General features: G+C 62.8%; 13 protein-coding genes and 1 pseudogene. 9 read left to right on the forward strand and 5 right to left on the reverse strand.

The window, feature by feature from the left end:
- From M5E06_RS35110 to M5E06_RS35120, 3 genes and pseudogenes are all read right to left on the reverse strand, one after another.
- Window positions 1–470, reverse strand: a pseudogene (locus M5E06_RS35110) (hypothetical protein); the annotation flags it as partial.
- Window positions 467–2,467: a TraI/MobA(P) family conjugative relaxase gene (gene traI, locus M5E06_RS35115; RefSeq protein ID WP_353654391.1), complete on the reverse strand. Its 2,001-nt coding sequence runs from the start codon at window positions 2,465–2,467 to the stop codon at window positions 467–469. The pseudogene M5E06_RS35110 and the gene traI, both read right to left, overlap by 4 nt.
- Window positions 2,464–2,814, reverse strand: coding sequence for a plasmid mobilization protein (locus M5E06_RS35120; protein WP_252142215.1), 351 nt, complete (start codon window positions 2,812–2,814; stop codon window positions 2,464–2,466). Before M5E06_RS35120 ends, traI begins: the two co-directional genes overlap by 4 nt.
- Window positions 2,815–3,192: 378 nt before the next feature.
- On the opposite strand from M5E06_RS35120, the gene M5E06_RS35125 reads away from it, so the two are divergent.
- From M5E06_RS35125 to M5E06_RS35140, 4 genes are all read left to right on the forward strand, one after another.
- On the forward strand, window positions 3,193–3,546 hold the full coding sequence (locus M5E06_RS35125) for a TraK family protein (RefSeq protein ID WP_252142216.1): 354 nt from the start codon (window positions 3,193–3,195) through the stop codon (window positions 3,544–3,546).
- Window positions 3,547–3,556: 10 nt separating this feature from the next.
- Window positions 3,557–4,342, forward strand: coding sequence for a nucleotide-binding protein (locus M5E06_RS35130; protein WP_252142217.1), 786 nt, complete (start codon window positions 3,557–3,559; stop codon window positions 4,340–4,342).
- Between the two features lie 5 nt (window positions 4,343–4,347).
- The gene (traM, locus tag M5E06_RS35135; protein WP_252142218.1) at window positions 4,348–4,779 is read left to right on the forward strand and encodes a conjugal transfer transcriptional regulator TraM; all 432 of its coding nucleotides are present in this window, start codon (window positions 4,348–4,350) and stop codon (window positions 4,777–4,779) included.
- Between the two features lie 1,229 nt (window positions 4,780–6,008).
- Complete coding sequence (locus M5E06_RS35140; protein ID WP_252142219.1) at window positions 6,009–6,821, forward strand: replication initiation protein; 813 nt, start codon at window positions 6,009–6,011, stop codon at window positions 6,819–6,821.
- 10 nt (window positions 6,822–6,831) lie between these two features.
- On the opposite strand, the gene M5E06_RS36005 is transcribed toward M5E06_RS35140, so the two are convergent.
- Together M5E06_RS36005 and M5E06_RS35150 are read right to left on the reverse strand one after the other, a co-directional pair.
- On the reverse strand, window positions 6,832–7,110 hold the full coding sequence (locus M5E06_RS36005; protein WP_252142220.1) for a helix-turn-helix transcriptional regulator: 279 nt from the start codon (window positions 7,108–7,110) through the stop codon (window positions 6,832–6,834).
- 13 nt (window positions 7,111–7,123) lie between these two features.
- Window positions 7,124–7,426: a helix-turn-helix transcriptional regulator gene (locus tag M5E06_RS35150; RefSeq protein ID WP_252142221.1), complete on the reverse strand. Its 303-nt coding sequence runs from the start codon at window positions 7,424–7,426 to the stop codon at window positions 7,124–7,126.
- Between the two features lie 481 nt (window positions 7,427–7,907).
- Between M5E06_RS35150 and trbB the strand changes: the two genes are divergently transcribed.
- The 5 genes from trbB to M5E06_RS35175 are packed head-to-tail and all read left to right on the forward strand — an operon-like array spanning window position 7,908 to window position 12,630.
- Window positions 7,908–8,891 carry a P-type conjugative transfer ATPase TrbB gene (gene trbB, locus M5E06_RS35155; RefSeq protein ID WP_252142222.1) on the forward strand — a complete coding sequence of 328 codons (984 nt, stop codon included), beginning with the start codon at window positions 7,908–7,910 and terminating at the stop codon, window positions 8,889–8,891.
- A gap of 7 nt (window positions 8,892–8,898) precedes the next feature.
- Window positions 8,899–9,264 (forward strand): TrbC/VirB2 family protein, encoded by a 366-nt coding sequence (locus tag M5E06_RS35160; RefSeq protein WP_252142223.1) that lies wholly within the window; start codon window positions 8,899–8,901, stop codon window positions 9,262–9,264.
- Window positions 9,261–9,563: a conjugal transfer protein TrbD gene (locus tag M5E06_RS35165; RefSeq protein ID WP_252142224.1), complete on the forward strand. Its 303-nt coding sequence runs from the start codon at window positions 9,261–9,263 to the stop codon at window positions 9,561–9,563. Before M5E06_RS35160 ends, M5E06_RS35165 begins: the two co-directional genes overlap by 4 nt.
- Before the next feature lie 9 nt (window positions 9,564–9,572).
- Complete coding sequence (locus tag M5E06_RS35170) at window positions 9,573–12,041, forward strand: VirB4 family type IV secretion/conjugal transfer ATPase (protein WP_252142225.1); 2,469 nt, start codon at window positions 9,573–9,575, stop codon at window positions 12,039–12,041.
- Window positions 12,025–12,630, forward strand: coding sequence for a hypothetical protein (locus M5E06_RS35175; RefSeq protein WP_252142226.1), 606 nt, complete (start codon window positions 12,025–12,027; stop codon window positions 12,628–12,630). The genes M5E06_RS35170 and M5E06_RS35175 overlap by 17 nt, the downstream gene beginning before the upstream one ends.
- Window position 12,631: the final 1 nt, after the last annotated feature.

Genomic DNA, 12,631 nt, shown 5'->3' on the forward strand with positions numbered 1-12,631 from the left:
CGGCCGGTCGCCGGATCGGTCCAGCCGCCGACATAAACGCCGGCACCCGGCTTATCCGCCGCCGGCAGCAGCCCGCTGCGCTCCACCTCGCTCCGGCCCGCCCAATGGGCAGTGCCATGCACCCCCTCGTGCCGGGTGGCGCTGCGCGTCGCCAAACCAACGGCCAGGACATAGGTCAGGATGCTGGCGCCAAGCCCGCCGAGAAAGCCGAGATTGGCTTTGTCGAATACCTCCTTGGCGTTCCAGTACCAATCCATCTGCCACTGGAACCACGCCCACGGCGGATAGAAGACGCCAATCAACGGCTCCCCCAATGCCGGGTGGTAGCCGAGACTCTGCGCCACATACTGGGTGCAGACGCTCGACAACCCGACCGCCGTCCCGGCCAGCAGCAGCGGCCCGAACAGCCGCGCCCGTGATCGCTTGCGCTTGGGCTGGAGAGTCGGAATCAGGGGACCGGCCGTCGTCATCGCTTGCGCCCTCTCGATGGGGAAAGGAGGCGGCCCCGGCTGTCCAGCTCGACCGTCTGCCCAACCCGCCATGTGCTCGCCTTGGCGGCCTGGGCGGGGGTGACCGGCTTGACCAGCGTCTCGCCGCCTCGATGCAGCAGCACCACCTCGGCACCGTCTTGCAACCTGCGGCGGCCTTGGTAGACCACCGGGCCGGCGTCATTCGCCGTCCAGAGGCGCGTATAGTCTATCGACGTTACTACTTCCCTCCTACTGTTCCGCTGGGAGATGAAGTCGGCGATGGATGTAGATCCTTCGGCCTGGGTCATACGTTCGGCAAACTGGGCGCGCTTCTGCTCAAGCTCGGGATCGGCAAAGCGCACCTCCAGCCCCTTCATCGCCGCGAGCTGCGCCACCTGCGTCTTGAAGGCGTCGGTGCCCTCCACCACCAAAGCCCGGCCACGGAAGCGGTCGTCGGCCAGCGACAGGGCAAGGAAGGCCGCCCCGGTGGTGACCTCGGTCACCCGCACCTGGGTTGCCTCGTCGCTGACCACCCCGCCATCCTCCACCCGGTAGACCAGCGCGCCGTCCCTGCCGGCCTTCGGCCGCAGCCGCTCATAGACGATGTGCCGGGCAACATCGGCGTCGGTCGCGGTCAGCAGGTTCTCCGCCATGCGGCGCTGCCGGCGGGACCGGCTGCGCAGCACCGCCACGGCCACCTCGTTGCCCCGGCTGGCCTCCGCTGTCAGGAACTCTTGCCATGTCGGCAAGCTCTGTCCTGCGGCCTGCTGGCACTGCCGGGCCTGCTCCTGTCGCCACGCCACCGCATCGGCCCGGCGCTGGTGTGCCAACATCGTGTAGGCATGCCGGCGCTCGGCCGCCGTCAGCACCGGGCTGCGCTTGATCTCCGCCCGCCGTGCCGCATACCACGCCGCCAGCTCCTTGGCGTGGTTAGCCTGGGCCTGCCGCTGGGCCGCCCGTTGGGCAACTCGCGCCTTTAGCAGCGCCTCCCGCTGCGCCTGATACTCTTGGTACAGCGCCTTGCTGTTGCCGTGGCGGTGCAGCGGCACTCTCTGATAGCTGCGCCCTGGTTGGGTCGGATCGCCGGCCGGCGCTGATGTGACAAAACGGGCGGCTTCTCCCCCCCCTTGCGAAGCGTCACCGGTCGGCCGGCGCTGGGCCGGTGCCGCAGGCGGCTCGTAAGCCCCCAGTCGCTTCGTCAGCGATTTGGCCGACAAGCTGCGGTCAACGCTGCTCGCCTTCACGCCGAGTCCTGTTCCCTCCTGCACGATGACCAGACCCGCTCCCTTCCGGCGGATCGCCAAGCCATGGCGCTCCAGCACCACGTGCAGCTCGCCCCAGCTCGCCGCCTTGGCTGCCTCTTCCACCAGTTCAGCGCCGGCCGTCTCCTTCACCCACCGCAGGAATGACGCCTCGCCTGCGTGCGCCTCGAAATCACCCGGCCGGCCGGCCAAGGTCGGGCCGTCCATCGGATGGAGCTGCAACCCGTGTTTCTGCTCCAGCGCCCGGCACAGCCGGAACAGCTCCTTGTAATCGTAGAACGGCTCGATGCAGCGGAAGCTACGGGGATGCACCCGGTTGATCGCGATGTGAAGATGGAAGTGCTGGGTGTTGCTGTGGGCGGCACTGATCCGCTGGTGCTCGGCAAAGCCGATGCCGGCGCACAGCGTGTCCTCGATATCCTCCAGCTGCGCCCTGGTCGGTTCCTCCCCCTCGGGGAAGCTGACGATCAGGTGATAGCTCTTGTCGCCCTTGGAGCGCTTGTTGCGGTCCTGGGTCGCCAGGATCTCACGGATCGCCCATCCTGGTTCTTCCGAATGGCAGTTGGTGATGCGCGACCACGCCAGCTTTTCCCCGCCGCCCTTGGCGTCCAGAATGTAGTCCGCCGTCCGCGTCCATAACTGCGCCGCCGTCTCGGTCTTGGCCGCCATAATATAACGACCCAATCTTGCAAAATCGGAGGTCGCCGCCGTCCGCCTGACCCGCTTCGCGATCATAACCGGGTCACCGCATGGCGAAGCTCGTCCTGGGTATCCTTGATGTGTCCCAGCAGCTCGCGCACGTCGGCAACCGCTGCCCCCCGCCCCGGCGTGTCGGTCAGCCACAACTTTAAGAGGCCGCCCAGCCGCCCAAGGTCGGCGTTCACTTTCGCCAGCCGCTCGACCGCTTCAAGGTCCACCACGCTACGCGGCTGATACCCCAGCCCGACACTCCGCAGATAGGCCGACACCGACAAGCCGGCCGCCTCAGCCTTCACCTCGATCCGCGCCCGCTCGGCCGCATTCACCCACACCTTCAAAGGCCGTTGCCGGTCTCGGGTCTCGCTCGCATTCGGTGTTGTCATCGGGATTTCCCTCCTGGCGTTCAAAGCGGCGGCAGCCGCCGTATGCCTCGCAGAGCAAGATCAGCGTCGAGCCCAAAGGGCGAGTAAGCGCGGGTGGTGGAGGTCTGCACGGCTCCGCCGTGTAGGCCTACAACACACATCTTGCGAGCCTCAAACATGAAATCGTATGAAATTATCTGCAATCGTCTGAAACGGCCTATACCAACCGAGTCAAAATCGCAGAGTTTCTCAGTTTATTTCATATAATTTCACATGATTTCATATGCAGCCGCCCGAAATTTCAGATAATTTCATATACTTTCAGAAAATTTCATACGGTTGCAGATAATTTCATATGTTGATAGCGTTCCTCTACTTGGCGCAGACGTGAGGCGGAGGATGGGTGAGCAGCAGCCCGGAAAGCGGCGGAAGGGGGAACACCGCGCCCTGTTCCTGACCCGGATCGACGTGATCCGCACCGAATTGCAGCAGGGCTGGCCGGTCAAATCCGTCTACGAACGGCACAAATCAGAATTGCAGATGTCCTACCCTCAATTCTGGCGATACGTGTCCTCCCTGATCCTCAAAGAGACCCCGAAGGTGAGCGGTACCGCCCCTCCCAATGAGGCTGTGGTCCCCCCGGTCGGCACCTCAGAACAGCCTCCCGTCAAGCCCACCGATCCCGATGGCGGCCCTGTGATCCGCCAATTCGAATACAATCCTCGCGCGAAAAATCCCGAGGACCTGATTTAAGGAGTCACCGATGGCTACCAAGGCCCAACAGGCTGCCGATGAGGCCCTGACCGCCGCCCCGGCCTTATCCCAACCAGCGCCGCAAATTCACATGACGCTCCAGGGAAAAGGGGGTGTCGGAAAGTCCATGGTCTCGTCCCTCCTGGCCCAGTACATCACCGCCAGCGGTCGGCCGGTCACCTGCATCGACACCGATCCCGTCAACGACACCCTCTCGGGCTACGCCGCTCTCAAGGTTCGCCGCCTCGACCTCTTGCAGGGCAACCAGATCAACACCCGCAACTTCGACGCCATGATCGAGCTGCTGGTCTCGGAGAATGCCAGTGTCGTGGTCGACAACGGCGCCGCCTCCTTCCTCCCCCTCACCAGCTACATGCTGGAAAACGGTGTTGCCGACCTTCTGGCCGCGTCGGGCCGGCAGCTCGTCGTCCATACCGTCGTCACCGGCGGGCAGGCCATCATGGACACCCTCACCGGCTTCGATCAGCTCGCCCGCCAGCTCCCCGAAAGCGCGCAGATGGTGGTGTGGCTCAATGAGTACTTCGGCGATATCCTGGCCGAGGGAAAGAGCTTCCAAGAAATGAAGACCTACCAGATCAACAAGCATCGGGTGAAAGGGCTGGTACGGATTAAGCGCTATACCGGGGAAACCTTCGGCAAGGACATGGAAATGATGCTGGATCGCAAGCTCACTTTTGATGAAGCGGTCAGCAGCCCGGATTTCGGCCTGATGGCAAAGCAACGCCTGACGATGATGAAGCGCGATATCTTCAACCAGATCGCTCTTGTCGTCTGACGGCCATGGATGTCCAACGGCTCATAGGGGAGGTCGCCAAGCGGCACAACGTGCTGCTCGGCCCCTCTGACCCGATCCTCGTCACCCTCACCCTCAACGAGCTGGTGCTCGCCCAGTATGTCGAGCGGCTGACTGCCACGCTTGAACAGGCAGAGGACCGCACGGCTGCGGGATCGGCCCAGCAGATCGCCGCCGCCCGCGAGCTGGCCGGCAAGCTGGTCACCGAAACCGGCGGCTATGTGGCCGGACAAGTCGAGGAAGCCGGTAGGACCGTCCAGGCGCAGCTTATTGCCTCTCTCGACCGGCAGGTTCAGGCAGCACGGGAAGCCGCCCAGCAGGCCGCCGTAGCCCGCCGGACGGCCCTCTACGCTGCTCTGGTAGCCGTAGGAGCCGTGTGTTGCCTCTCTGGCCTCCTGGTGGGGGTGATCGCCTTCTAGGACTACCTGGCAGTCCGAAGCTGTAGGATGGCCGGCAGTTCACTGCCGGCTGCTCCACGCTCACGTTTTGCGATGGGGCCGGCCGCCCGTTTTGTCACATCAGCACCGGCCCGACGCCGGCCCTTCCATGGTGATGCTCTGTAACGGGGAATGGCCGCCTGTTTTGTCACATCAACGCTGACGGGGCGAACGCCGTATAGCCCTTGTATGGTGAGGTTTCGCAGTGAGGTGAAGCCTATTCCTTGGATAGCAAATGATTGGACGCTAGGGGTATAAAGGAAACTTTATTTTCCCCATTTTTTCAAGACAAATCAATAGGTTCTGGTTGTTGGTTGCCCCGGTGGGGTTGTGGGCAGAGGCGGGCGGCGGTGGGCAACCGCGATAGCGGTTGTCTACGGTCGTCTGCCGGTGCGCCTTCAGGCGCACTGTCCACAAATCCACCGGAAAGGGGTGATGTGACTTAACGGGCGGGGAAGAGGTTAACTCGTTCTAAGATTCATAGATTCATAGATTCAATGTTCAGGGGTGGTTTTAGCTAACCCAGTCATGATGTTAACCTGTTGATGGGTGAGTTTTTGCAACGAGTCGCGTGAGTTTTTGCAACGAGTCGCGTGAGCGTTTGCAATGAGTGGCGTGAGTTTTTGCAATGGTATCGGTGAGTTTTTGCAATGGGGGCGGGACCTGCCGTCGGAAGGGCGCGAGGATAGAACGTATCGAGCAACATATCTTTTTATTTCAGAGAGTTAGGCTGTTGATGGGTGAGTTTTTGCAATGGCCTGAATGGCTGTTACCGGTCTATCGGGGGCATCTGCGGCTGCCCGTTGTGTCACAATGGCGATAATCGGCTCCCGTTAGTGAGGTTATTATTTGAAAACAATAATTTAGCCTGTGAATGGGTGAGTTTTTGCAATGGCAAATCTGCTCTCCCGGATGGTGCGGCTGCTTGGTGGGAGGAGCAGGCCACTCTTGTCACAGATGCTTTCTTTTCGAATCAATGACTTGCTGTGTGGATGGGTGAGTTTTTGCAACGAGACCAAACCAATAGAATGGGTGCTGAAAAGGGAGCTTGCCGTGCCCGGGTGGAAGCTGTACGGGAGGTGGGCGAGCCCCAAGGCTGACGTCTCAACTTGCGTATCGTGAGTTTTTGCAACGGGTCCTGTGAAGTGAGTTGCGCCTTGTCTCACTTCACGATACCGTGCGGCTGCTTCTTCTCAGCTCTCGGCGCAGACATGGCAATCCGTACTCTGGATCAGCGTCCAAGCATTGGCTCAATGATCAAGCCTGGGGAACTGATCGACATCCTCGAAAACACGTCCCGTCCGCTGACTCTGCTCGATCGGCGGAACTATAATCTGCTGATCCTCAACGCCTGGGATCGGATTGGTGAAGAGACTCCGCACCAAATCCACCTGGCGGAACTGCGAGGCACTGATACGAGCAACGCCAGGGTCAAGGACAGCATTGAGCGGTTGATGACGACGATCGTCCGCGTCCGCTACATCAATCCGGAAACTGGCCGGCCGAATACCATCCGCGTCCAACTCCTGGGCGGTAACCGTGCCGAAGACGAAAGCCCGGATGGCTTTCTCGCCTACCGATTCGATCCGCTGCTGATCGAATTGCTCCAGAACAGCAGGACCTATGGCCGTCTTCGGATTGAAGTAATGGCGGCCTTCGAGTCCAAATATGCCCTGGCAGCTTACGAAATGGCGATGAAGCGGCGCAACCTGCGTCACGTCGCGCGAGAGAAATTCACCATCGAGGAAATGCGTGGACTCCTTGGGGTTCAGGACGGCAAGCTTTCGCGCTTTTCGGATCTCAACGCCTACGCATTGCGCACCGCTGAACTGGAGGTCAATGCTCTGGCCGAAGAGGTGTGCATTGCTTTTGAGCCAGAATACAGGGGGCGTCGCTGCGTTGGAATTTGGTTTCAATGGCGGGATAAAACGCCGGAGGAACGGAAGGCCGCCTTTGCAGAACTCCAGCGCCCTCGTGTTGGTCGCAGCGCCCGCCTCCGCGGATCAGTCGTTGATACCGTATAACTGTGCGGAACTACGGCTCTAGCAGTTCGTGCAGTGGCTTACCCACGACCCGCGCCAGCAAGGCCATGTAGCTGAGGCTTGGAGAATAAAATGATCGTTCAAGGAAGCTGATGTAGTTCTGGCTTATTCCAGTCAGTTTCATGATGTCACGTTGAGAAAGTCCGGCTTCCAGACGCGCTCTTTTGAAATTTCTTGCAAATATGAGAAGCTCTGGCGGCGCATCCTCTTTTGCGGTGGGCTGCTTATGAGGCTTGCGTGCGGTGGGCGGTTTTTTGAACTCGTCTGTCACGACTAGAACACCATCACTTTGACTGTGAAGGTTTTAGCGTCGATGAAGGTCTCAGCAGCTCATGCAGCGGCCTGCCGACCACACGCGCAAGCAAGGCCATGTGCGTCAGGCTGGGATCAACCACAGCCCGCTCCACGTCCGACACGTAAGCCTGCGAAATGCCAATTCTCTTAGTAATGTCAGTTTGTGTCAGGCCAGCAGAGAGGCGAGCCTGTTTAAAATTATGGGCGAAAATCATCAATTCTACGGGTTTGTCTTTGTGAGACACCCGGCGTTTGCGTGAGGCTGGCTCCGGCTTTTCCTCTGGATCAACCAAGTCTATCGCCTGCCTTTACTGTTCTATGAAGGAAGATATCAAATAGCGCGTCATGGTAAGTGATGCTGCACTATACACGACCGAGCCGGCGCGCTTCTTAAGAAGTCACGAGTGGGCAAAGAGAAGACAACTGCAAGAAATTTGGATTCCGCAACCCAGCCATTAGGTGCGCCACCTCTCACTCCCGATCTAGTCCGGCGTTCGGCCGTGTTCGCGCTTTCACATTACGGGCACATTTCGGGATTTCAAGCATCTTGCGCCCTCTGATCCCATAGGCAAAAGGCATACCCGGTTATGCTCGTCCAGCGTAAATTTTGGATCGCACCGATAGTGGGCTAGTGGCCCTGTCCTTTGGGTGATGCAACCTAACCACGACCAATGAAGGATATTTCTATACCATTTAAGCCGTTCTTTGATGATTATGTGGCGACTATATTAACCGGCAGAAGAGAGAACAAAGCAACGACTCCAGGGGGTGCCGATGAGCGTAACCGCTGCCGCCTCATTCCAACAGGAACACGACCGGCGCGTGCAGGAGAAGCTACGCCGCGAGCTTGGCCCTCTGGTGTGTGGCTTTCTGGCCGAAGCGGAGGTCGTGGAAATCGCGTTGAACCCGGACGGTCGGCTGTGGGTCGAGCGCCTGGGGCAGGAGATGAGGCCGGTCGGCACCATGTCCGCCAGTCAGGCGGAATCCCTGATGACCACGGTGGCGGCGGCGCTACGCACCACCATCACCCGCGACAACCCAATCCTCGAATGCGAGCTGCCCTTTGACGGCTCCCGCTTTGAAGCCCTGATTCCACCGGTCGCCGCTGCTCCCACCTTCGCCATCCGCCGCAAGGCATCGCGCGTCTTCACGCTGGAAGACTATGTCGAGCGCGGCATCATGACAGACCGTCAGCGAGCGGTGTTGGTGGAAGCCGTGGCCGCCCGCCGCAACATCCTGGTGGTCGGTGGCACCGGCACCGGCAAGACGACGCTGACCAACGCCCTCATCAAGGAAATCGAGCGTGCCACCCCGCATCACCGGCTGATCATCATCGAAGATACGGTGGAGCTTCAATGCAGCGCGCCCAATGCGGTGCCGCTGCGCGCCACCGAGCACGTCAGCATGCTGCGCCTGCTCAAGGCCACCATGCGCCTGCGCCCCGACCGCATTCTGGTGGGTGAGACCCGCGGCCCCGAGGCTCTGGCGTTGCTGAAAGCCTGGAACACCGGCCATCCCGGTGGGGTTGCCACCGTCCACTCCAACACCAGCGACAGCGCCGGCACCGCCGGCCTGGTCCGCCTGGAAAGCCTGATTGCCGAAGCGACGCCCACACCGATGCACACGCTGATCGCCGAGGCGGTCAACCTGGTGGTGAATATCGAAAAGACCTCGTCCAGCCCCGGCCGGCGCATCGCCGCCGTTCTCGCCGTCGAGGGGTTCGACGGCAGCAATTACGTCCTGTCACAACTCGGATAAAGCCCCCATGCGCAATCCCCTCTTACGCGGCGTCTCAGCCGCCACCCTGACGGCTACCCTCACGGTGCTGGCCGCCGCTGCCAATCCGGCGCTTGCTGCCGGCGGTGGCGGCGGTGGGCTTCCCTGGGAAGCGCCGCTCCAGACCTTCGTCAACTCGCTGACCGGGCCGGTCGCCTTTGCCATCTCGCTGCTCGGCATCGTCGTCTGCGGCGCCATGCTGATCTGGGGCGGCGAGATCAACGAGTTCGCCCGCCGCTTCGTCATGCTGGTGCTGGTGGTCGCCCTGCTGGTGTTCGCCACCAACATCCTAACCCAGCTTTTCGGTGTTGGTGCGGTGATCGCCGCGGCTGGCGCCGGGGTGGTGCTGGCATGAGCGGCGGCGCCACCAGCGGGTTGCGCCTGACGGACTTCCGCCGGGCGTTGCACCGGGCCAACCTGCTGATGGGTGGCGAGCGCGAGCTGGTGATGTTCACCGCGCTCGTGGCCGGCGGCCTGATCCTGACGGCGCAGAACTGGATCGCCACGGCGGTCGGTCTCAGCGTCTGGTTCGGCCTGATCGGCTTCCTGCGGACCATGGCGAAGGCCGATCCCCGCCTCAGCCACGTCTACACCCGGCACCTCCAATACCAAGCCTACTACCCGGCCCGGTCGCGGCCCGCCCGCGACCGATAAGGAGGGGCCATGCTGGCTCTCAAGACCTATCGTGACAAAGCCAAAGGAGTTCCCGATCTGCTCGACTGGGCCGCCCTGGTCGATGACGGGATCGTTCTCGGCAAGAGTGGCGCCCTGCTCGCCGGCTTCTATTACCGGGGACCGGACACCGCCTCCTCGACCGCCGATGAGCGCAACTATGTGACGGAGCGGGTCAACGCCGCCCTCGCCCGGCTGGGAAGCGGCTGGGTGAGCTGGTTTGAGGCCACCCGCCTGCCCTCGGCCGGCTATCCATCGGCCGAGGCCTCGGCGTTCCCCGATCCGGTCAGCCGCCTGATCGAGGCGGAGCGCCGCCGCCAGTTCACCACCCACGGCGCGCACTACGAGTCCGCCTATGCCCTGGTGGTGCAATACACCCCGCCGCTGCGGCGCAACACCAAGATCCAGGATTACCTGTGGGATGAAGACCCGACCGCCGCGCCGCAGTCGCCGGCCGACCAGACGCTAGCCGCCTTCCGGAAGGCGCTCGACGATCTGGAAGACGCGCTCGGCACCGTGCTGACGGTGCGCCGCATGACCAGCTACACCCATGTCTGCGCCCAGGGCCGCGAGCACCTGCGTGACGAGTTGGTCAACTACCTGCACTTCTGCCTGACCGGCGACGACACCCCGCTCAACATCCCTCCGGACGGGATGTATCTCGACGCGGTGATCGGCGGGCGCGAGCTGTGGACCGGCGACACTCCGCGCATCGGCGACCGCTACATCGCCTGCGTCTCGCTGGAAGGCTTCCCCGGCGCCTCCTATCCCAACGTTCTCGACGTGCTGGAACATTTGCCGGTGGCCTACCGCTGGTCCTCGCGCTTCATCTATCTCGACCAGCATGAGGCGGTGACCCACCTTCACCGCTACCGCCGCAAATGGAAGCAGAAGGTGCGGGGCTTCTGGTCCCAGGTCTTCCGCACCCAAGGGGGCGTCGTCAATGAGGACGCCCTGCTGATGGCCGGTGAGGCCGAAGCGGCGATCACCGACGCCAGCTCGGCACTGGTGACCTTCGGTTACTACACCCCGGTCATCGTGCTGATGAGCGAGGACCGCGCCCGGCTGCTCGACAGCGCCCGGTTGGTGTCGCGCGAAGTGCAGCGCCTCGGCTTCGCCTGCCGGCTGGAGACGATCAACGCTGTGGAGGCGTGGCTCGGCACCCTGCCCGGCCATCCCCACCCCAACGTTCGCCGGCCGCTGATCCACACCCTCAACCTCGCCGACCTGCTGCCGCTCGCCAGCGTGTGGGCCGGGCTGGATACCGCCCCCTGCCCCTTCTATCCGGAAGGCTCACCGCCACTTTTGTACGGTTCTGCCCCCGGATCGACGCCGTTTCGGCTGAATCTGCACGTTGGCGACGTTGGGCATACCCTGGTCTTCGGCCCGACCGGCGCCGGCAAATCCACCCTGCTGGGCACGGTGGCGGCCCAGTTCCGCCGTTACCCCGGTGCCACCGTGGTGGCCTTCGACAAGGGCCGCTCCATGCTCGCCCTGGCGCTCGCCTGCGGTGGCGCCCACCACGACATCGCCGGCGAGGCTAGCCGGCTCTCCTTCGCCCCGCTCGCCGCGCTCGATACCGCTGGGGATCTCGCCTGGGCGGAAGACTGGATCGAGTCCTGCTACGAGCTCCAGACCGGCATGCCGCCGACCCCGGCGCAGCGGGAGGAAATCCACCGCGCCATGCGGCTGCTGAGCCAGGAAAAGGGGGAGGAGGAACGCTCCCTGACCGACTTCCTGCTGACGGTGCAGGATGAAAAGCTGCGCTCGGCCCTGACGCCCTACACGATCAGCGGTCCCCTCGGCCATCTGCTCGACAGCACTCGCGACGGGCTGGGTGAGGACGCCTTCACGATCTTTGAGATCGAGGAGCTGATGGGAATGGGCGAGAAAAGCCTGATCCCGGTGCTGCTCTACCTGTTCCGCCGCTTTGAGAAATCCTTGCACGGCCAGCCGGCGCTTCTGCTGCTGGACGAGGCCTGGGTCATGCTCGGGCATCCGGTGTTCCGCGAGAAAATCCGGGAATGGCTGAAGGTGCTGCGCAAGGCCAACTGCGCCGTCGTGCTCGCCACGCAAAGCCTGTCGGATGCCGTGCGCTCGGGCCTGCTCGACGTGCTGCTGGAGTCTTGTCCCACCAAGCTGCTGCTGCCCAACGAAGAGGCCGACAAGGGCGGCACCCCGCAGGTGCCGGGACCGCGCGACCTCTACACCGCCATCGGCCTGAACGAGGTGCAGATCGGCATCCTCAAGACCGCGGCCAAAAAGCGCGATTACTACTACCTGTCGCCGGAAGGCCGCCGGCTGTTTTCGCTCGCCCTGGGGCCGGTGGCCCTCGCCTTCGTCGGCGTCTCCGACAAGGAAAGCATCGTGCAACTGCGCGACCTTGCCGCCAGCCATGGCGCCGACTGGCCCTTCCATTGGCTCCAGAAGAAAGGGGTGCGCTATGACCACCTGCTGTAAAGCCGTCACCACGGCCGGCGCGCTGCTAGCCGGCCTCGCCCTGCTGCCGGCGCCGGCCAAAGCGGACGATTGGGGCTGCCAAGTCCTGCTCTGCATGAGCAACCCCGGCGGGCCGACGCAGTTTGCGGAATGCGTGCCGCCGATTGAGCGGCTGTGGCGGCATCTGCGCCGTGGCGGCAGCTTTCCGACCTGCGACATGGCCGGCTCGCCGGAAAGCGGCGGCTCCTACGTCCAGCAGGTGTTCGACCCCTACGACCTCTGCCCCGCTGGTCTCCAGCCGGCGCCGGCCGGCCAGTGGGTCGGCAGCCGCTCGCAGCTTGGATTCTTAACGCTTGGGGGCCTGCCGGCCGATATGGACAACGCGCGGCCGGCTCAGTCAGAAGCGTCAATCACCAGCGACCATGGCGGGCGCCTGGGACCACGGGCCTGTGTCGGTTCCTTGATGGGTACCACCGTCCAGGGCGGCTCCGACGATGAGCGGATCACCGTCTACGTCTACGACGCCGTGCAATGGCTGCAACCGAAGTCGCCGCAAGCCTTCGACGTCTACATCGACTCCCAGCTCTTCCACCGCGTCCGCATGCAATAGG

Source organism: Azospirillum sp. A1-3 (assembly GCF_023806445.1).
Lineage (GTDB): Bacteria > Pseudomonadota > Alphaproteobacteria > Azospirillales > Azospirillaceae > Azospirillum.

Coding starts and splice junctions, on each gene's coding strand:
- traI (WP_353654391.1), bottom strand. CDS start 2,467: ATGATCGCGAAGCGGGTCAGGCGGACGGCGGCGACCTCCGATTTTGCA.
- M5E06_RS35120 (WP_252142215.1), bottom strand. CDS start 2,814: ATGACAACACCGAATGCGAGCGAGACCCGAGACCGGCAACGGCCTTTG.
- M5E06_RS35125 (WP_252142216.1), top strand. CDS start 3,193: ATGGGTGAGCAGCAGCCCGGAAAGCGGCGGAAGGGGGAACACCGCGCC.
- M5E06_RS35130 (WP_252142217.1), top strand. CDS start 3,557: ATGGCTACCAAGGCCCAACAGGCTGCCGATGAGGCCCTGACCGCCGCC.
- traM (WP_252142218.1), top strand. CDS start 4,348: ATGGATGTCCAACGGCTCATAGGGGAGGTCGCCAAGCGGCACAACGTG.
- M5E06_RS35140 (WP_252142219.1), top strand. CDS start 6,009: ATGGCAATCCGTACTCTGGATCAGCGTCCAAGCATTGGCTCAATGATC.
- trbB (WP_252142222.1), top strand. CDS start 7,908: ATGAGCGTAACCGCTGCCGCCTCATTCCAACAGGAACACGACCGGCGC.
- M5E06_RS35160 (WP_252142223.1), top strand. CDS start 8,899: ATGCGCAATCCCCTCTTACGCGGCGTCTCAGCCGCCACCCTGACGGCT.
- M5E06_RS35165 (WP_252142224.1), top strand. CDS start 9,261: ATGAGCGGCGGCGCCACCAGCGGGTTGCGCCTGACGGACTTCCGCCGG.
- M5E06_RS35170 (WP_252142225.1), top strand. CDS start 9,573: ATGCTGGCTCTCAAGACCTATCGTGACAAAGCCAAAGGAGTTCCCGAT.
- M5E06_RS35175 (WP_252142226.1), top strand. CDS start 12,025: ATGACCACCTGCTGTAAAGCCGTCACCACGGCCGGCGCGCTGCTAGCC.